The sequence below is a fragment of the Micromonospora sp. CNZ286 genome (genome assembly GCF_014207755.1).
On record NZ_JACHIZ010000001.1, the window covers coordinates 3388195 to 3406287 of the forward strand.

21 protein-coding genes and 1 pseudogene are annotated in these 18093 nt (G+C 73.2%); 13 read left to right on the forward strand and 9 right to left on the reverse strand.

Translation table 11 applies throughout. From position 1 onward, the window contains the following. Positions 1–90: 90 nt before the first annotated feature. Positions 91–384 carry a ferredoxin gene (locus FHX31_RS15380; protein ID WP_013286103.1) on the forward strand — a complete coding sequence of 98 codons (294 nt, stop codon included), beginning with the start codon at positions 91–93 and terminating at the stop codon, positions 382–384. A 59-nt stretch (positions 385–443) separates the two neighbouring features. Here FHX31_RS15380 and FHX31_RS15385 read toward each other — a convergent pair whose 3' ends face one another. From FHX31_RS15385 to FHX31_RS15395, 3 genes are all read right to left on the reverse strand, one after another. Beyond that, a complete protein-coding gene (locus FHX31_RS15385; RefSeq protein ID WP_145823319.1) occupies positions 444–1016 on the reverse strand; it encodes a hypothetical protein in 573 nt (190 codons plus the stop codon). A 175-nt stretch (positions 1017–1191) separates the two neighbouring features. Further along, positions 1192–2136 carry a tRNA (adenine-N1)-methyltransferase gene (locus tag FHX31_RS15390; RefSeq protein WP_013476951.1) on the reverse strand — a complete coding sequence of 315 codons (945 nt, stop codon included), beginning with the start codon at positions 2134–2136 and terminating at the stop codon, positions 1192–1194. Further along, a complete protein-coding gene (locus FHX31_RS15395) occupies positions 2133–3191 on the reverse strand; it encodes a M50 family metallopeptidase (protein ID WP_151014987.1) in 1059 nt (352 codons plus the stop codon). Before FHX31_RS15395 ends, FHX31_RS15390 begins: the two co-directional genes overlap by 4 nt. Before the next feature lie 214 nt (positions 3192–3405). Here FHX31_RS15395 and FHX31_RS15400 point away from each other — a divergent pair, with 214 nt between their 5' ends. From FHX31_RS15400 to FHX31_RS15420, 5 genes and pseudogenes are all read left to right on the forward strand, one after another. Further along, positions 3406–4323, forward strand: a complete 918-nt coding sequence (locus FHX31_RS15400; protein WP_030274008.1) for a RecB family exonuclease — start codon at positions 3406–3408, stop codon at positions 4321–4323. A 274-nt stretch (positions 4324–4597) separates the two neighbouring features. Continuing rightward, positions 4598–4908, forward strand: a pseudogene (locus FHX31_RS15405) (ADP-ribosylglycohydrolase family protein); the annotation flags it as partial. A gap of 933 nt (positions 4909–5841) precedes the next feature. After that, positions 5842–6525, forward strand: a complete 684-nt coding sequence (locus FHX31_RS15410) for a response regulator (RefSeq protein WP_013286098.1) — start codon at positions 5842–5844, stop codon at positions 6523–6525. 260 nt (positions 6526–6785) lie between these two features. Next, positions 6786–7550, forward strand: a complete 765-nt coding sequence (locus tag FHX31_RS15415; protein ID WP_013476954.1) for an ABC transporter ATP-binding protein — start codon at positions 6786–6788, stop codon at positions 7548–7550. After that, a complete protein-coding gene (locus FHX31_RS15420) occupies positions 7550–10099 on the forward strand; it encodes an ABC transporter permease (RefSeq protein WP_013476955.1) in 2550 nt (849 codons plus the stop codon). Before FHX31_RS15415 ends, FHX31_RS15420 begins: the two co-directional genes overlap by 1 nt. A 52-nt stretch (positions 10100–10151) precedes the next feature. Here the strand turns inward: FHX31_RS15420 and FHX31_RS15425 are convergent, their stop codons facing one another. Both FHX31_RS15425 and FHX31_RS15430 read right to left on the reverse strand, forming a co-directional pair. Beyond that, entirely contained in the window at positions 10152–10790 is a 639-nt protein-coding gene (locus FHX31_RS15425) for an HAD family hydrolase (RefSeq protein WP_071095211.1), read from the reverse strand. A gap of 115 nt (positions 10791–10905) precedes the next feature. Beyond that, complete coding sequence (locus FHX31_RS15430; protein ID WP_013286095.1) at positions 10906–11646, reverse strand: neutral zinc metallopeptidase; 741 nt, start codon at positions 11644–11646, stop codon at positions 10906–10908. Between the two features lie 130 nt (positions 11647–11776). Here FHX31_RS15430 and FHX31_RS15435 point away from each other — a divergent pair, with 130 nt between their 5' ends. Then, complete coding sequence (locus FHX31_RS15435) at positions 11777–12136, forward strand: hypothetical protein (protein ID WP_184976611.1); 360 nt, start codon at positions 11777–11779, stop codon at positions 12134–12136. Positions 12137–12145: 9 nt separating this feature from the next. Here FHX31_RS15435 and FHX31_RS15440 read toward each other — a convergent pair whose 3' ends face one another. The 3 genes from FHX31_RS15440 to FHX31_RS15450 form a co-directional block, all read right to left on the reverse strand. Continuing rightward, complete coding sequence (locus FHX31_RS15440) at positions 12146–12328, reverse strand: hypothetical protein (RefSeq protein WP_013286093.1); 183 nt, start codon at positions 12326–12328, stop codon at positions 12146–12148. A gap of 179 nt (positions 12329–12507) precedes the next feature. Beyond that, on the reverse strand, positions 12508–13173 hold the full coding sequence (locus FHX31_RS15445; protein ID WP_184976612.1) for a cation efflux transmembrane domain-containing protein: 666 nt from the start codon (positions 13171–13173) through the stop codon (positions 12508–12510). Continuing rightward, entirely contained in the window at positions 13170–13499 is a 330-nt protein-coding gene (locus tag FHX31_RS15450) for a helix-turn-helix domain-containing protein (RefSeq protein WP_184976614.1), read from the reverse strand. The genes FHX31_RS15445 and FHX31_RS15450 overlap by 4 nt, the downstream gene beginning before the upstream one ends. 87 nt (positions 13500–13586) lie before the next feature. On the opposite strand from FHX31_RS15450, the gene FHX31_RS15455 reads away from it, so the two are divergent. From FHX31_RS15455 to FHX31_RS15475, 5 genes are all read left to right on the forward strand, one after another. Further along, positions 13587–13916 carry a hypothetical protein gene (locus FHX31_RS15455; RefSeq protein WP_184976616.1) on the forward strand — a complete coding sequence of 110 codons (330 nt, stop codon included), beginning with the start codon at positions 13587–13589 and terminating at the stop codon, positions 13914–13916. Further along, positions 13916–14338, forward strand: coding sequence for a MerR family transcriptional regulator (locus FHX31_RS15460; protein WP_030274025.1), 423 nt, complete (start codon positions 13916–13918; stop codon positions 14336–14338). Before FHX31_RS15455 ends, FHX31_RS15460 begins: the two co-directional genes overlap by 1 nt. A 3-nt stretch (positions 14339–14341) precedes the next feature. Continuing rightward, positions 14342–14677, forward strand: coding sequence for a YnfA family protein (locus FHX31_RS15465; RefSeq protein WP_184976618.1), 336 nt, complete (start codon positions 14342–14344; stop codon positions 14675–14677). A gap of 75 nt (positions 14678–14752) precedes the next feature. Then, complete coding sequence (locus FHX31_RS15470) at positions 14753–15751, forward strand: RNA polymerase subunit sigma-70 (protein WP_184976620.1); 999 nt, start codon at positions 14753–14755, stop codon at positions 15749–15751. Beyond that, entirely contained in the window at positions 15751–16443 is a 693-nt protein-coding gene (locus FHX31_RS15475) for a DUF6069 family protein (RefSeq protein ID WP_184976622.1), read from the forward strand. The genes FHX31_RS15470 and FHX31_RS15475 overlap by 1 nt, the downstream gene beginning before the upstream one ends. A 293-nt stretch (positions 16444–16736) precedes the next feature. On the opposite strand, the gene FHX31_RS15480 is transcribed toward FHX31_RS15475, so the two are convergent. Continuing rightward, complete coding sequence (locus tag FHX31_RS15480; protein WP_184976624.1) at positions 16737–17141, reverse strand: hypothetical protein; 405 nt, start codon at positions 17139–17141, stop codon at positions 16737–16739. A gap of 216 nt (positions 17142–17357) precedes the next feature. Here FHX31_RS15480 and FHX31_RS15485 point away from each other — a divergent pair, with 216 nt between their 5' ends. Further along, positions 17358–17759 (forward strand): hypothetical protein, encoded by a 402-nt coding sequence (locus FHX31_RS15485; protein WP_013286084.1) that lies wholly within the window; start codon positions 17358–17360, stop codon positions 17757–17759. The last annotated feature ends 334 nt before the right edge of the window (positions 17760–18093 follow it).

Below are 18093 nucleotides of genomic sequence, written 5' to 3' on the forward strand. Positions count from 1 at the left end.
AAGCTTGATCGCGAAGGGCTGGTCGCGGGGCGGGTACGGGCGTTCGGGTACCGTCGGAGCGTGGGACGGGAGAACATGGGGGGGTGCTTCGTGACCGACGTCGCGACCGACCAGTTGCAGGTCTGGGTGGATCAGGATCTCTGCACCGGTGACGGGCTCTGCGTGCAGTACGCGCCGGAGGTCTTCGAGTTCGACGTCGACGGCCTGGCGTACGTCAAGGGCCCCGACGGCGAGCTGCGGCAGGCCCCCGGCGCCCGGGTGGACGTGCCGGAGCACCTGCGCCTCGAGGTGATCGACTCCGCGAAGGAGTGCCCGGGCGAGTGCATCCACGTGGTGCGCGGCAGCGACGGCGTCGAGGTGGCCGGCCCGGAGGCCGAGGACTGAGGCGGAGACGGACACGACGGGCCGGGGACGTGTGGTCCCCGGCCCGTCGTGCGTCCGCCTCAGAGCAGGGGCCGGCCGACGACCGAGGCGACCAGCCGGGCGAACTCCTCCAGCCGGGCGATCTGCCCGGCCCCGCCGTCGTCGAGGGTCTTGCCGAATCGCAGCGCGTCGTGCCGGGGCGCGCCGATCGCCTCGTCGCTGGGCGGCGCCTCGTCCAGTGAGCTGAGCAGCAGGTACACGTCGATGCTGTCGACCCGTACGGTGCCGTTGTCGGCGCGCATGAGCCGCCGCCGGCAGCCGACCTCGGTGACGGTGGACAGCGGCACCACCCGCAGCGACGAGGTCATCGCGCCGGGCGGCCCCTCCCCCGGCGGCACGTCCTCGCCGTGCCAGAGCACCAGCCGGCTGCCGTCGCAGACGACGACCTCCTGCCACACGCCGTTCACCTCGTTGACGAAGCGCTCCAGCGTGAACCCGAGCACTGAGGCGCCGCGCAGCACGCCGTCGAGCGCCTCCAGGGCGATGTCCGGGTCGCGCAGGTACGCCCGGGCGGCCGACTCCAGGTCGGTGTAGGGCGACCAGTCCGGGAAGACGGCAGGCAGGTCGTTGTTGCCGTAGCCGGGGTTGCTCACGCCGCCTCCCGCCGACCCGCGCCGCGGCGCCGCCGTCGGTTCCGGTCACCGGCACGGGCGCGCCGCCCGACGCGCGCCCCGATCCGCTCGCTCATGCCACCGTCTCCACCCGCTCAGGTGTCGTCCCCACCGGCACACATGATCCGCCCGTGCGCGCGCGGGCGCGCGGCGGGGGTCAGGACTGCTCCGGCTCCTCCGCCGCGCGGGCCGCGGCGGCGGCGCGCAGGGCGTCGCGGCGCTGCGCGTACGCCTCGGCGCCCTTGCTGGGCTTGCGCCGCCGCGGCGGCGCGGTGACCCCGGGGGCGAGCTTGCGCGCGGAGACCAGGAACGCGGTGTGGGCGATCATCCGGTGGTCCGGTCGGACGGCGAGCCCCTCGGCGTGCCAGTCGCGCACGAGCGACTCCCAGGCGCGCGGCTCGGTCCAGCCGCCGCGCTCGCGCAGCGCCTCGACCAGCTCGGACAGCTGCGGGGTGGTGGCCACATAGCCGATCAGCACGCCGCCGGGCACAAGTGCCCGCTCGACCATGTCGAGCATCTCCCACGGGGTGAGCATGTCGAGGATGATCCGGTCGAATCCGGTCTCGGCGCAGTCGGCGACGTCGCCGACGTGCAGGTTCCAGGCCGGGTGCGGGCCGTTGAAGAACGCCTCGACGTTGCGGCGGGCGATCTGGGCGAAGTCGTCGCGCAGCTCGAACGAGTGCAGCTCACCCTCGGTGCCGACGGCCCGCAGCAGGGAGCAGGACAGCGCGCCGGATCCCGCGCCAGCCTCCAGCACCTTGGCGCCGGGGAAGACGTCGCCCATGGCGACGATCTGCGCCGAGTCCTTCGGGTAGATCACCTGGGCGCCGCGCGGCATGGACAGCACGTAGTCCGACAGCAGCGGCCGCAGCGCCAGGAACGCGGTGCCGCCGCCGGCGGTGGTGACCACACTGCCGTCGGGCAGGCCGATCAGGGTGTCGTGCTTGAGGATCCCGCGATGGGTGTGGAACTCCTTGCCCGGCTCCAGCGTCACGGTGTGCATCCGGCCCTTCGGGTCGGTCAGCTGGACCCGGTCGCCCGGCCGGAACGGCCCGCGGTGGACCGGGGGCAACGCCGGGACGGTGGAGATCTCTGCGGTCACGTGTTCGTCTTCCGTTCGGGTTCCAGGAGCTGGGCGAGATCCGCGATGTGCAGCACGCCGACCACATCTTCGCCTGCCGTCACGACGTACTGCGCGCCCGGGTGGGTGCGCACGGTCTCCAGCACCCGCTCGCCGTCCGCCCCGAGCGGCAGGGCCGGCACGGCGGACAGGTCGCGGGCCACCTCGTCCACCGCGACCCACGGCCTCCGTTCCGGGGGTACGGCGGCGACGCGGGCCGGGTCGACCAGGGCGACCGTACGGCCGGCCGAGTCGACCACGCCGAGCGCCGCCTCGGGGGTGCCCGCCTCGTCGCGGCGGCGCTGGGCCTCGGCCAGCGGCGTGCCGGCGGGCACCGGCAGTACCGCGCGGGCCAGCCGGGCCAGGTCGACCAGGTGCAGCCGGCGGCCGATGCGCGCCATCCGGATCGACTGGCCGGCGCCGCGCCACAACGTCAGCGCGACGAGCAGCAGCAGCGGCAGGGCCAGCGGGGCCAGCGCCCGGCGCATGGTGAGCACCACGACCAGCGCCAGCGTGCCCAGCGCGACGGCCCGGCCCACCCAGCCGGCCACCTCGGTGCCGCGGTGCCGGTCGCGGGTGAGCGCCCACACGGCGGCGCGCAGCGCCCGGCCGCCGTCCAGCGGCAGGCCGGGCAGGCTGTTGAAGATCGCCACCACCACGTTGCTGACCGCGAGCTGGAAGGCGAGCTGGTGGCCGAGCGTGCCGGCGGGCAGGGCGAGGGTGGCGGCGACCGCGCCGGCGCCGAGCACTGCGGAGACGGCCGGACCGGCCAGGGAGATCAGCAGCTCGACCCGAGGGCTGGGGGCGTCGCGGTCCATCTCGGTGTAGCCGCCGAGCAGTTCCAGCGTGATCCCCCGCACACCGATGCCGTACCGGCGGGCGGTCAGCGCGTGGCCCAGCTCGTGCAGCAGCACGGAACCGAGCAGGGAGATCACGAAGCCGAGGCCGACCAGGTAGCCGCCGAGCGGGCCGAGGTCGAGCTGACGGCGGGCCAGCGCCGCGTAGAGCACCGTGACCACGACGGTGAGCAGCAGCATCGAGGCGTCGACGCGCAGCGGCACCCCGAGGACCCGGCCGAGGCTGAGCCCCGGCCGGCGGGGTCCTCGGCTCCGCTTCTGCACCGGCCCGATGCTACGTGAGCTGAGCTCCGGCGAGCCCCGCAGCCGGGGACGACCCAGGGCGCCGCGATCCCGATCATGCTTCGGTGCGGCGACGCCGGCCCTGTCACACGCGTGCCCTAACCTTCCGGTCATGACGGCGGAACCGATGATCGACAGTCACGGCGACCAGACGGCGGCACCGGCGCCGGTCACCGTGCGGGCCTCGTTGTCGCCGTCGCGGGCGGCAGATTTCAAGACCTGCCCGTTGCTCTACCGGTTCCGCAGCATCGACCGGCTGCCCGAGCGGCCGACCGTCGAGCAGGCCCGGGGCACGCTCGTGCACGCCGTGCTGGAGCGGCTGTTCGACCTGCCGGCCGCCGCGCGCACCCCGGAGTCGGCGGGTGACCTGGTCGCCCCGCAGTGGGACCGGCTGGTCACCGAGGAGCCGGAGCTGGCGACGTTGTTCGCCGACGGCGACGCCGTCGGACCGCAGGAGTTCCTCCGGTCGGCGACGGCGCTGCTGGACGGCTACTTCGCGGTGGAGGACCCGCGCCGGCTGGAGCCGGCCGAGCGCGAGGCGCTGATCTCCGCGGTGGTGGACGACGAGCTGCTCATCCGGGGCTACCTCGACCGGCTCGACGTCGCGCCGGACGGCGCGCTGCGGGTGGTCGACTACAAGACCGGCGGGGCGCCGCGCGAGGCGTTCGAGGCGCGCGCGCTGTTCCAGCTCAAGTTCTACGCCCTGGTGCTGTGGCGCACCCGGGGCGTGGTGCCGCGCGTGCTGCGCCTGCTCTACCTCAAGGACGCCGAGGTCTGCGACTACGCGCCGGACGCCGACGAGCTTGTGCGTTTCGAGCGCACCGTGGTGGCGCTGTGGCGGGCGATCGAGCAGGCCACCGCCCGGCAGGACTTCCGTCCCCGGCCGAGCCGCCTGTGCGACTGGTGCAACCACCAGGCGCTGTGCCCGAGCTACGGCGGGACACCGCCGCCGTTCCCGGTGGCCGCCGCCGCGCCCGACCCGCTCGTGGACGCCCGTTCCCGCCCGGTGGCGCCCGGCGCCGACGAGTGACCTCCGCTCCCGCCGGAGGGTGCCCGGGGTTGACGCCTGGCCGGAGGGTGCCCGGATCGACGGGCGATCCCGCGCACGCCGGTGATGCCCAGTCGTACCCGCCGTCAATCCACCCGTTCGGACCGTAACCGCACACAAGAGCGCCCGCGATCCCGTGCGGACCGGCGCGCGGAGCGCCCGCGATCCCGCGCGCAGCTCGGTCGCGGGGAGCGCGTCCGAGCCCGATGCGGACCCGGCGCGCAGAGCGCCGTGGGAGTGGACCGACGACACCGAGATGGCCTGTTCGGTGGTGGCCGGACTGGCCGCCGGGGGACGGATCGACCGGAACCGGCTGGCGTTGGCGTTCGCGCAGCGCTGGGGCCCATACCCGGGGGTACGGGCCGGGCGCGGTGACGGTGCTGCGGCTGATCCGTACCGGCACGCCCGTGGCCGGTGGCTGCCGCGTCCGCGTTCGACGGGCAGGGCTCCTGCGGCTGGGTCGCCGCCACGCTGCCGCACGACTGTCCGGCCGCGATCCGTGTCGGGGTGGAGGCGGGCGGCCACGTGGACACCACAGCCGCCATCGCGGGCAGGACCGTTGCCGCGTACACCGGTTTGAGCGGGCGCGACCGCCCACTTCCCGCCGCCTGGGGCGCCACCTCGGGGAGGTGGCGGGATCGAGCGGTGCGTGATGCCGCAACCTCCCCGACCAGGTGTGGATCACCATCGGTGGCGACCGGGCACCCGGACCACTTCACCGAAATGGCGAGGTTGACGGGCGGGATGCACCCAGGTCAGGGAGGTGGCGGGTCGACGGGGGTGGGGCGCAGCCACATCGGGGAGGTGGCGGGGTCAACGGGGATGGGACGCCGCCACATCGGGGAGGTGGCGGGGTCAACGGGGATGGGACGCCGCCACATCGGGGAGGTGGCGGGGTCGACGGGTGCATGATGCCGCAACCTCCCCGAGCAGGTGTGGATCACCATCGGTGGTGACCGGGCACGCAGCACCTCGCCGAGGTGGCGGGGTCGACGGGGGCGTGACGCCACATCGGGGAGGTGGCGGGGTCGATAGGGGTGGGATGCAGCCACCTCGGCGAAGTGGGGTCGATCATGCGTGCGGGGCGTGCACCACCGGCCGGGACGGGCTCGCCGAGCCGCCGCGCGGCGCTCCCCGATCTGGGCGATTCCGGTGTCAGGTCACCGCGGGGCGGAATCGGGTGCCGGGCCACTCTGGGACGAATGCGGCGCCGGGTCACCGTGGGCCCCGCGATCCCGCGCGGGCCGTGCGCGCAGACCGCCCACGATCCCGTGAGGGCCGTGCGCGATCCCGTGAGGGCCGTGCGCGCAGGGCACCCGGGATCCCGTGAGGGCCGGCGCGCAGAGCCCGGCCAACCCGCGGGATCGGGGCGGCCTGATCGGCGACCGGGCGGCCGGCGCCCTCTACGGTGGTTACCGCGGCCCGGTTCGCGCTGGATGGATCGCGGGCGCGTGCCGGCGGGCTCCGGCCGGACCGCCGCCCGGACGACGAGGGGGACGCATGACCGAGGGCGCCGTCTCCCGGCCGGTGCGGATTCTGCTCGCCGACGACCAGCCGCTGCTGCGTACCGGATTCCGGATGGTGCTCGGCGCGGAGGACGACCTCGACGTGGTGGGTGAGGCCGGCGACGGCGTGGAGGCGGTGGAGCTGTCCCGGCGGCTGCTGCCCGATGTGGTGCTGATGGACATCCGGATGCCGCGCCTGGACGGAGTGGCCGCCACCCGGGCGATCGTGTCGGCTCGGCTGCCGGTCCGCGTGCTCGTGCTCACCACGTTCGAGCAGGACGAACACGTCGTCGGGTCGCTGCGGGCCGGGGCGGGCGGCTTCCTCACCAAGGACGTGCCGGCCGAGGACCTCGTCGCCGCGATCCGCACTGTGGCCGCCGGGGGCGCGGTGATGTCCCCACGCATCCTGCGCCGGCTGCTCGACCGCTTCGCCCAGGTGCTGCCGGACCCGGCCGCCGCGCCGGCGCGGGCGCTGGAGCCGCTGACCGACCGGGAGCGCGAGGTGCTCACCCACATGGCGCGTGGACTGTCCAACGCGGAGATCGCCCGGTTGCTGTCGGTCAGCGAGACCACTGTGAAAACCCATGTCGGTCATGTGCTGACGAAGCTACGGTTGCGCGACCGGGTCCAGGCGGTCGTGCTCGCGTACGAGACGGGCCTGGTCCGTCCCGGCGGCTGAGGTGGCGCGGGTCGCCTACCGTGACCAGCGGCGGGGCTGATGTGTTGACCATCACGCGGGGTCAGGCCCTAACGTCGGCGTCGCCTGCCGGTCAGGGGTCACCCTGAGCCCGGATGGGGGTCGACCCTCACCGGAAGATCGGCGCGGATTCCACCCCAGGTCGGAGGGCTTTCGGGCTCGCGACCCCGAGGATGGATTCCGCCGCACCGGCCAGCGGGGGCGGTGCGGCATGAGAACGACATACGGAAGAGGTAGATGACGTGACCGCGACGGTAGGCCGAGAGCAGGCCGCGGCCCGGGCGAACGACGTGTGGAAGGTGTACGGCAGCGGTGAGGCGCAGGTCGTCGCGCTGCGGGGGGTGACCGCCGAGTTCGAACGCGGCCGGTTCACCGCGATCATGGGGCCGTCCGGCTCCGGCAAGTCCACACTCATGCACTGCCTCGCCGGTCTGGACACGGTGACCAAGGGCACCGTGATGATCGGCGACACGACGGTGACCGGTCTCAACGACGCGGGTCTGACGAAGCTGCGCCGGGACAAGGTGGGCTTCATCTTCCAGCAGTTCAACCTGCTGCCCACGCTCACCGCGCAGGAGAACATCCTGCTGCCGCTGTCGATCGCCGGGCGCAAGCCCGACCCGGCCTGGTACGACACGGTGATCGACACGGTCGGGCTGCGGGAGCGGCTCGGGCACCGCCCGGCGCAGCTCTCCGGCGGCCAGCAGCAGCGCGTGGCGTGCGCCCGGGCGCTCGTCGCCCGCCCCGAGGTGATCTTCGCGGACGAGCCGACCGGCAACCTGGACTCCCGCTCCGGCGCCGAGGTGCTCAAGTTCCTGCGCAACTCGGTCCGCGAGCACGGCCAGACCATCGTCATGGTCACGCACGACCCGACCGCCGCCGCGTACGCCGACCGGGTGGTCTTCCTCGCCGACGGGCAGATCGTCTCGGAGCTGATCGAGCCGACCGCCGAGACGGTGCTGGACACGATGAAGAAGCTGGACGCCCCGGTCGAGGTGGGCAACTGATGCTGCGGGCAACGCTCAAGAGCCTGCTGGCGCGCAAGCTGCGCCTGCTGCTGTCCGGCCTGGCGGTGGTGCTCGGCGTCATGTTCGTCTCCGGCGCGTTCGTGCTCACCGACACGCTCGGGCGGTCCTTCGACGCGGTCTTCGCCGACGCGTACGCCGAGGTCGACGTCAGCGTCGAGGCGAAGCCGAAGATCGACGTCTCCACTACGGAGGGCATGCCGCTGAGCACCCCGATGCCGGCGTCGGTGCTCGACCGGATCAAGGCGGTGCCCGGCGTCGCCGACGCCGAGGGCGTGGTCGCCGCTGACGGCGCCCGCATGATCGGCAGCAACGGCAAGGTGGTCACCTCGTTCGGTCCGCCGCAGCTGGGCCAGAACTGGCTCGGTGAGAGCGACCTGGTGGAGATCCGCGAGGGCCGCGCGCCGCAGGCCGACGACGAGATCGTGATCAACACCGCGCTGGCCGAAGCGGGCAAGGTCAAGGTCGGCGACCGGGTCGGCGTGCTGACGCTCGCCCCGAAGAAGGAGTTCACGCTCGTCGGCGTGTTCGGCTACAGCGGGGGCCGGGACTCGATCGGTGGCGCCAACGAGGTCTACTTCACCACCCCGGTGGCGCAGCAGCTGATGCTGGGCAAGCCGGACGTGTTCAGCAACGTCAGCGTCCAGGCCGCCGACGGCACCACGCCGGCCGCGCTGCGCGACGAGCTGGCCCGCACGCTGGGCGCCGACTACCAGGTCAAGACCGGCGAGCAGCTCGCCGCCGACGCCTCGGCCGGCCTCAAGGAGGGGCTGTCGTTCTTCAACAAGATCCTCCTCGGGTTCGCCGCGGTGGCGCTGCTGGTCGGCACGTTCCTGATCCTCAACACGTTCTCGATCATCGTGGCCCAGCGCACCCGTGAGCTGGCCCTGATGCGCGCGATCGGGGCCAGCGGCAAGCAGGTCATCGGCTCGGTGGTGCTGGAGGCGCTCGCGGTCGGCCTGATCGCCTCGGTGCTGGGGCTCGCCGCCGGTATCGGCGTGGGCGCGCTGCTGGCGTACCTGTTCGGTCAGCTCGCCGGGGGTCTCACCCTGGCCGGGCTGGGTGTGCCGGCCTCGGCGGTGATCGGCGCGTTCGCGGTCGGCATGCTGATCACGGTGATCGCCGCGCTGCTGCCGGCGGTGCGCGCCTCGCGCATCCCGCCGATCGCCGCGATGCAGGACGTCGCCACGCCGGACCGGCCGCTCACCAAGGTCACCATCGGTGGCGCGGTGGTGACCGGCATCGGCGCGGTGCTGCTGTTCCTCGGTCTCGGCGGGCACGCCGGCGACAGCACCCTGGCGACCATCCTCGGCGGCGTGCTGTTCGCGTTCATCGGCGTGGCGCTGCTGACGCCGATCATCAGCCGGCCGGTGGTCTCGCTGCTCGGCGCGATCTTCTCCTGGTCGGTGCCGGGCAAGCTGGGCCGGCTCAACTCGGGCCGCAACCCGCGCCGCACCGCGATCACCGCCGCCGCGCTGATGGTGGGCATCGCCCTGGTCACCGGCGTGACGGTGATCCTGGACTCGGCAAAGGGCAGCATCGGCGCGCTGGCCGAGGACACCATCAAGGCGGAACTGGTGATCTCCGGGGCGTCGTCCGGGCCGCGCCCGGCGAGCTTCGACCCGGCGGTCCTCGAGAAGGCCGCCGCGATCCCGGGCGTCCAGATGGTCGACGGCGAGTACGGCGACATGGCAGTGGTCGGCGGCGAGCGGACCTGGGTGGCCGTGTCGAGCAACGTGGCCGCGCTCCAGCAGATCTTCGGGGCGAAGGCCACCGCCGGTGACATCAGCAAGCTGGCGCCGGACCAGATGCTGGTCAGCTCGGACACCGCGAAGGCACGCAACCTCAGCGTCGGTTCGACGGTGCCGGTGCAGCTGTCCCGCGGCGACGCCCGCACCTACACGGTCAGCGGCATCTACGAGAGCTCGCAGCTGACCAACCCGGTGACGCTGCCGCCGCAGGCCGCCGCGGACTTCGCCATCCCGCAGCCGATCCAGGGTTTCCTGCAGCTCGCCCCCGGCACGTCGGTGGACGCGGTGCAGCCGCAGGTCGAGCGGTTGCTGGCGGACAGCCCCGAGGTGTCGGTGGCCGACCGGGCCGCGTTCATCGAGCAGCAGACCGGCCAGCTGGACTCCCTGCTCCAGATGATCCAGATCCTGCTGGCGCTGGCCATCGTGATCGCGGTGCTGGGCATCATCAACACGCTCGCGCTGTCGGTGCTGGAGCGGACCCGGGAGCTGGGCCTGCTGCGGGCGATCGGCCTGCGCCGCGCCCAGACCATGCGCATGATCACGGTCGAGGCGGTGGTGATCTCCATCTTCGGCGCACTGCTCGGCGTGGTGGTCGGCACCGGTCTCGGCGCGGCGGTGGTCGAGGCGCTCAAGGACGAGGGCATCACCGACCTGGTCCTGCCGTGGGGTCAGATGGTGACGTTCCTGATCCTGGCCGCGATCATCGGCGTGGTCGCCGCGGTGCTGCCGGCGATCCGGGCCGCGCGGATCAACGTCCTGGGCGCCATCGCCCACGACTGACGTGAAAGGAAGGGCCCCTTCTTAACGCCTCGCGCATAAGAAGGGGCCCTTCTTAACGGTTGAGCAGGGCCGCGAGCAGCTCCAGGTCCGCCGCGAGCAGGCTCTCCACCTGGTGTACGCCGTCGGCGGGCGCCAGCGGCACCTCGGCCGGTACGGCCAGCACCGCCGCCCCGGCGGCGAGCGCGCTGGCCACCCCGGTCGGTGAGTCCTCGATCGCCACGCACCGCTCGACCGGCACGCCCAGCAGACGCGCGGCGGTCAGGTACGGCTCCGGGTGCGGCTTCGCCGAGTCCACCTCGTCGCCGCAGACCACCGCGTCGAAGCTGTCCCGCCCCAGCGTGTCCAGGGCCACCTCGACCAGGGACCGGCCGCTGGAGGTGACCAGCGCGGTGGGGATGCCGGCGTCCCGTACCGCCCGCAGCAGCGCCAGCGCGCCCGGACGCCACCGCAGCCCGGTGCGGAACAGGTCCAGGATCCGGGCGCTGATCCAGTCGGCGCTTTCCTGCACGTCCCGCTCCGGCTGGCCCAGGTCGTCGTGCACGATCCGCATCGCGTCGGCCATCCCGGTGCCGACGATCGCGCGGCGGGCGTCCTCGGACAGGACACCGCCGTACACGGCGGCCAGTTCCTGCAAGGCGACGTCCCACAGTTTCTCGCTGTCGACCAGGGTGCCGTCCATGTCGAAGAGCACGGCGGCGGGGTGCTTGCTGCTCAGCGGGGGCCTCCTTCGATACGCGTACCCCGCCGATCCTGCCAGCCGCGTCCGGTGCGCCCGTCACCGTCCCCGATCGGGGTGACCCGCGGCATCACCCGAGGCCGCAGGCGCCGAGCGACTTCTCGTACCCCCGGAAGAACGACTCGCTGCGCTGCTCGGCGGTGCCGTGCGAGCCCTCGGCGAACCACGGCTGGTCCGGGTCGTCGCCGACCGCCAGCAGCCCTTCCCGGAACTCCTCCAGGTCACCGTCCTCCAGTTCCAGCGCCCCGGACCGCACGCTGTCACCGAGGTACGCCCCGGCCATGCAGTCGGCCTGCAACTCCTGCTGGATGGTGAAGTTGTAGCGGATGCCCAGCCGCACCTGCATGCCGTGGGCGTACTCGTGGCCGAGCAGGTAGAACAGGAACGCGTCGCCGATCTGCCGGAACGCCGCCACCGACCAGTTCACGTCGTAGGCGATGAAGTCGCCGGCCGAGCAGTAGACCGCGTTGTTGCGCGGCAGCCCTTGCCCGGCGCAGGCCACCTCGCCCTCGCGGCTGTAGGCCACCACCCGCCGGATCGGGGTGAACCGCTCACCGGAGGCGCGGAACTGCTCCGCCCAGTAGCGTTCGGCCAGCCGGACCGCGTCCTGGATGTCCTGCTTGAACTCGGCCACGCTCGTCGTGCCGTCCGCGCGGGTGGTCTGCGACTCGGGCTGCGCGCTGCGCGGGGGTGCGGGCTGCTGCGGCTCGCCCTGGTCGTAGCCACCGGCCATGCAGCCGGCCGCCACCAGCGCGGCCACCACCAGTCCGGCGATCGGCCCGCGCCCCTGACGTCCCGCCCTGTCCCCCACCGTGACCTCCCGGCTGTTCGTTCCCGTGTCCCGCAGCAGTACCCCCGGCGGCCGCCGGTGATGCTCACCGGCTCTCACGCACCGCCGCCGGGAAACGTTCACCGGTGCGCGGGAACGGTACGGTCGGCGCGTGGACCGGTCGTACGCGGGAATTGTCTACTGGCGACGCAGCCTCTGGAACGGCATGCGGTGCGTACCGGTGCTGCTGACGCTCGACGAGGGCCGGCTGCGCGCCCGCGACCGGCGCGGCGCGGAGGTGTTCGCCGCGCCCGCCGGGCAGGTCGAGGCCCGGGGGACGATCGTCGGCACGATGCTGCTCACCGTCGGCGGCCACCGGTACGCCCTGGTCGGCGTGGGCGCCACCGTCTCACCGGCGCCGAGCGCGGAGCAGCGGCGGCGGTTGGATGAGTACACGGCCCGCGCCGAGCCTGTTCCCGACCTCGCGTCGTGGTGGGAGGTGCTGGCGAGGGCCGGCGTGACGGTGCGCTGACCGGCGCGGTCAGTCCAGGCCGCGCATGATGTGCGGCTCGCCGTCGTCGTCGCCGAAGCAGCGGTGCAGCACCTGGGCGCGCGCCCACAGGTCCAGGCTGCTCGGCGGTCCGACCGGCCCGGTTCCGGCGGGCGTGGTGGTCAGCACGGGAGCCGGTTCCGGCGGGACCTGCGACGTCACCTCGTCGGTCATGTCCGCCCCTTTCGTCGTACCCATGCTCGTCTGCGGGCGTTTCCGCCACGTCAACTCCGACGGCGCGGGCGTGGACGCGGCGCGCCTGACCTACGCCGGCCCGTACTCCGGTGACGGTAGCCCGCCGGGCCGTCGAGCACAGCCGTATTCCCGACGTCGCCGCAGGTCGCGGCCGGTGATCAGGCCCGCCCGCCGCCCGGGCCGCAGGTGGCGCAGCAGGTGTCGCCGCGCCAGGCGTCGCGACCCTCGCGGACCGCGACCACGGCGATCACCAGGGCGGCGACCGGGTCGGCCCAGGACCATCCGAACAGGCCGTTGAGGGCCAGCCCGACGAGCAGGACCACCGAGAGGTACGTGCACAGCAACGTCTGCTTCGAGTCGGCCACCGCCGACCGGGAGCCCAGTTCACGCCCGGCGCGCCGCTGCGCGGCCGACAGCACCGGCATCACGATCACCGAGAGCCCGGCGAGCACCAGCCCGACCGGCGAGTGTGCGGCCTCGGCGCCGCCCAGTAGCGCCCGGACCGCCTCGACGGAGACGTACGCGGCGAGCGCGAAGAACGACACCGCGATGACGCGCAGCGCGACCCGTTCCCGGGCCTGCGGGTCCGGACCGGCGAACTGCCAGGCCACCGCGGCTGCGGAGGCCACCTCGATGACCGAGTCCAGACCGAAACCGATCAGGGCGGTCGAGGACGCGACGGTGCCGGCGCTGATCGCCACCACCGCCTCGATCACGTTGTAGGTGATGGTCGCGGCGACCAGCAGGCGTACCCGGCGGGTGAGCAGCGCGCGGCGGTCCGGCGCCGGGCCGGCGGGCGTGGCCGGGAGAAGCGGCAGGCTCATCGGCAGCATCCGTCCGCGGCGTCCGGGCAGGCGGCCGGGTCGACCGCGAGCACGACGCCGACCAGGTCGCCGAGCGCGTGGGCGAGGCGGGCGTCGGCCAGCTCGTACCGGGTGCGGCGACCCTCCGGCACGGCCACGACCAGGCCGCAGCCGCGCAGGCAGGCCAGGTGGTTGGACAGGTTCTGCCGGCTGCTGCCGAGCGCCTCGGCCAGCTCGGCCGGGTAGCCGGGCCCGTCGCGCAGGGCCAGCAGCAGCCGGGCGCGCAGTGGGTCGGACAGCGCGTGACCGAAACGGGACAGCGCCTGGGAGTGGTGCAGCGTCCGCATGCCGTGACTGTACAGCGTCTGCTGTATTCAGGAAAGGATGAACCGGCGGTTGCATCCGGTACCGCGGTACGGGCTTACCGTCGAGACGTGACCGACGATTCCTGGGTGCCCGACACCTGCACGCTGCCCACCGCCGAACGGCCGCTGCGGCTGGCCGAGTTCGACGGGCTGTTCCACGACGCGCTGCGCGGCGCCGACCGGCCGGCCGCCGGGCATCTGCGGCTGCACCTCGACGGCCGCGCCGAAGCGCTCGCCCGGGACCTGATCGCCCGCGAGTCCGCCTGCTGCTCCTTCTTCACCTTCGATCTCGCCGGCCCGGACGGCGACACGCTGACGCTCGACATCCGCGTTCCGGCGGCCCGTGTCGCCGTACTCGATGCCCTGGCCCTGCGGGCCACGACCGCGCGGGGCCGGTGATGGGCGAGCCGGAGCTGCGCAGCGGCCGGCTCGCCGACGCGGCCGGGGTCAACGTGCAGACGCTGCGCTACTACGAACGGCGCGGGCTGCTGCCCGCGCCCCGGCGGTCGCCGGGCGGACATCGCCTCTACCCGGCCGAGACGGTCACCCTGCTGCGGGTGGTGAAGGCCGCGCAACGTCTCGGCTTCACGCTCGCCGAGGTCGCCGACCTGCTGACGGCCGGACGGCACGACGCCGGCCTGCGGACCCGGGCCCGCGACAAGCTCGCCGAGGTGGAGCGACGGCTCGCGGACCTCACCGCCGTCCGCGACACGCTCCGGGCCGCCGTCTCGGCCGGCTGCGACGACCTGGTCACCTGCGCCGAAAGCCCGCACTGTCCCCTGCCCTTCACCGGTCCGGACCGAGGCCCGGCTACGGTCTGACGCATGACGGTCGTGCGTTCCATCCTGCTGTTCCTGCTCGCCGCCCTTGCCGAGATCGGCGGCGCCTGGCTGGTGTGGCAGGGCTGGCGGGAGAACCGCGGGCTGCTCTGGATCGCCGCCGGGGTGATCGCGCTCGGCGCCTACGGGTTCGTGGCCACGTTCCAGCCGGACGCGAACTTCGGCCGCATCCTCGCCGCCTACGGCGGCGTCTTCGTCGCCGGGTCGCTCGCCTGGGGCATGGTGGTCGACGAGTTCCGGCCCGACCGCTACGACCTCGTCGGCGCGGCCATCTGCCTGGTCGGCGTCGCCGTCATCATGTACGCCCCGCGCGCGAGCTGACGTCGCGGTGATGAGTTTCCGCGCCCGTGCCCGTCACACCTGCGAAGGGACACGACGACGCGGAGGGATGACGTCATGGGTATGGACACGCAGCTGCAGGAGCTGGGCGTGAGCGGTCTGGCTGAGGTCGACGAACCGGCGTTCACCGGGCTGGCGCAGCGGCACCGGCGGGAGCTGCACGTGCACTGCTACCGGATGCTCGGGTCGTTCGAGGACGCCGAGGACACCGTCCAGGAGACGTTCCTGCGGGCGTGGCGGCGGCGGGACACGTTCGCGGGACGGTCGACGTTCCGGGCCTGGCTGTACCGGATCGCCACCAACGCCTGCCTGGACCTGCTCGCCAGGTGCCGGCCCGAGCCGGCGACCGGCGGCGAGGTGCGGTGGCTCCAGCCGTACCCGGACCGGCTGCTCGACGAGCTGCCCGCCGCCGACGCGGACGAGCCGGAAACCGTAGCGGTGGCGCGCGAGACGATCGAGCTGGCGTACCTGGTCGCGGTGCAGCACCTGGCGCCGCGCCCGCGCGCAGTGCTGATCCTGCGGGACGTGCTCGGCTGGCCCGCGAAGGACGTCGCGGAACTCCTGGGCGACTCGGTCAACTCGGTGAACAGCGCGTTGCAGCGCGCCCGCGCGGGCATGCGGGAACACCTACCCGCGCAACGGCAGGACTGGACCGGCGACGAGACGGACACCCGGACGCGCGAGCTGGTACGCCGCTTCACCGACGCCAGCATCGCCAAGGACGTCGACGGTCTCGCCGCCATGCTGCGCGACGACGTGCGCTGCTCGATGCCGCCCACCCCGGGCCTCCAGATCGGCCGCGACGCGGTGGTGAACGACTGGATCGCAGACGGTTTCGAGAGCCTGGGCAGCCTGCGAGCAGTGCCCACCGCCGTGAACCGGCAGCCCGCCGTCGCGTTCTACCTCTGGCAGGACAGCGACGGCGCGTACCTGCCGCTCACAGTCGACGCCCTGCGCATCACCGGCGGGGCCATCACCGAGATCGTCACGTTCCACGCCGACCAGTTCCCGCGGCTCGGGCTGCCCGAGCGCCTGCCGGCCGACCGTACGCCGTAGTGCCCGCGCGGACGCTCGCGCTGCCCGGCGGCGCGCGAGTTCCGGTGGTCGCGGCCCAGTGGCGGCACGCGTACGGCGTGGTCACGCGCGGCCGGGTGCAGCTGGAGCTGCGCGACGGCACCCCCGGGCCGGTCCTCGGCCGCGACGCCGGCTTCTGGCTGCGCGGCACCGGCGTACGCGCGCTGCGCAACCCCGGCCGTCGCACCGCGACCGTGCGGATCCTCACCCCTCACCTCGAAGCTCGGAGGAACGACATGATCAGCAGCACCGACACCGGCGTCACAGTGGGCCGCCCGCACGGCTTCCGGCGGCTCGCCGTCACCGGCCTGGTGGCCACGATCGCCGCGATGGTGGTCACCACGCTCGCGGCCGCTCTGGCCAGGGCCGCCGGTGTGGACTTCGAGATCCCGGACGACGGCGGCGAGACGATCCCGTTGGGCGGGTTCGCCGTGGTGACCGGGTTCTTCTCGCTCGTGGGCGTCGTCATCGCCGCCGTCCTGTTGCGGTTCAGCGCCTACCCCGCGCGGCGGTTCGTGTGGCCGGCGGTGTCACTGACCGCACTGTCGATGGTGCCGCCGTTGATCGCCGGGGGCGACGCAGCCACCACTGTCGCGCTGGTCGGGCTGCACCTGGTCGCGGCGGCGGTGATGATCCCCGCCATGGCGCGGAGCCTGCGCGCGAGGACCGGCTGACGCCCCGCCTCCGGCGGCAAATCGCGGCTACGGGACACCTGCTGTCTCCGGCCGGAGGTGCGGCTGTCCCTGCGCTCCCCGCCACGAGACGGCTTCAATCGAGCGCCTACCATCCCACCGTGGAGGGTTTGTTCTGGATTGCCGTCGTGCCGCTGTGCGGCCTGTTCGGCTGTCTGGTCCCGTGCGCCGTCCTGGCGGCGCTGGCCACGTGGCCCAGGAAGGGCGACCGCGGGTAGCTCCACCCTCGACGTGTATCCGGGCGGACCATCCCTGCGGCGTGTGCGCCTGGCGGTTTACTCGGCCGTGGCTCCGCGACGTCGGAGGGCCACCTTGGTGCCGCCGAACGCGACGAGCCAGGGCAACACCAGGAAGCCGCCGCGACCGATCACGATCAGCCACAGCGTCTCACCCGGTCTTCCCTGATGCTCCAGGCCGGGCCAGGTGAAGGCGCTGCCGAGCAGCGACAACGCGTAGAACAGGACGATCACGATCGCGGCGGCCGTACCGATCCGGCGGCTGAGCCCGATGCCCGCGGCGCAGAGAAACCCGAGCCCGGACATGACAAGGGGGGCGAGGTACATACCGGACAGGACGACGAAGGTGTAGTACGTCGCACCGGGGTCGAGAGCCGGGTCCGCCAGCGGTGGCGGGCCGGCTCCGACCGCGTGGACGACAGCGGAGAGGGCGGAGTTCACCACTTCGGACTCCTCGCACCGGGACGCTCGCACGCCATCGAAATCGATCCCTCAGTCTGGCACCGGTCGAGCCGCCAGATCGACCGGGAGCCGTAGGCCCGACACAGAATGATGCGATCCACAGGATTCGATCGAGATCACTCGGGCACTTCGATACGGACCATACGCCGGGCGCCGCCAGTCGGCGCCCGGCGCCACGTACGACCGAGAGGTGACACCATGACCTTCCGCGCCAGGCTCGTCGGAGCCGCACTCGCCGGGACGCTCGCCGCCGGTGCATCGGCACTGGCAACGGCCTCCACGGCCAGCGCGCAGGCCGAACCCTGCGTTCAGCGCATCGCCGTGGTGAACAACGCCGCCTTCGTGATGTCCTTCAGTGTCGCCGCGAGCAACGGCCTGGAGACGGCGAACACCGACACCTACCCGATCAACCAGTCGCGGACGATCGATCTCACCACCACCGCGCTGCCGGTCGGGTCCGATGTGCGGCCGGTGGTGGACGCGGTGGCCGGAGCGCAACGGACCCCGAGCAGCTTCGTGTCGTACTGCGAGAACGGGCAGACCGCGACGTACTCGGTGACCGGGACGACGTACGACTACTCGGTCACGCTGATCGGCTGACCGACGCGTCGACGCTTCGGGGCGTCCGCCATCCCGGCGGGCGCCCCGCGCTCGTCCGCGCCGAGACGGGTAACCGGCGGCGAGGGCCGCCGGTAGACAGGTCGTCCGCTCAAGCGTCAACCGATCGAGTCACCGAACGCCAGGCGTCGAAGGCCCATTCGAGGTCGGCCGTGTTCGCACCGGTGAGGACCGTTTCCAGGTACGCGCCGTCGACGAATGTGAAGCCGTAGAGGGGTGAATTCGATGCCGTCGTCACGGCGGTAGAGCCAGGCGGCACGATGGCCCACCCCGTCGCGGCCGCCCTCCCCCACCTTGGCTGTCGGGTTCGGTGGCA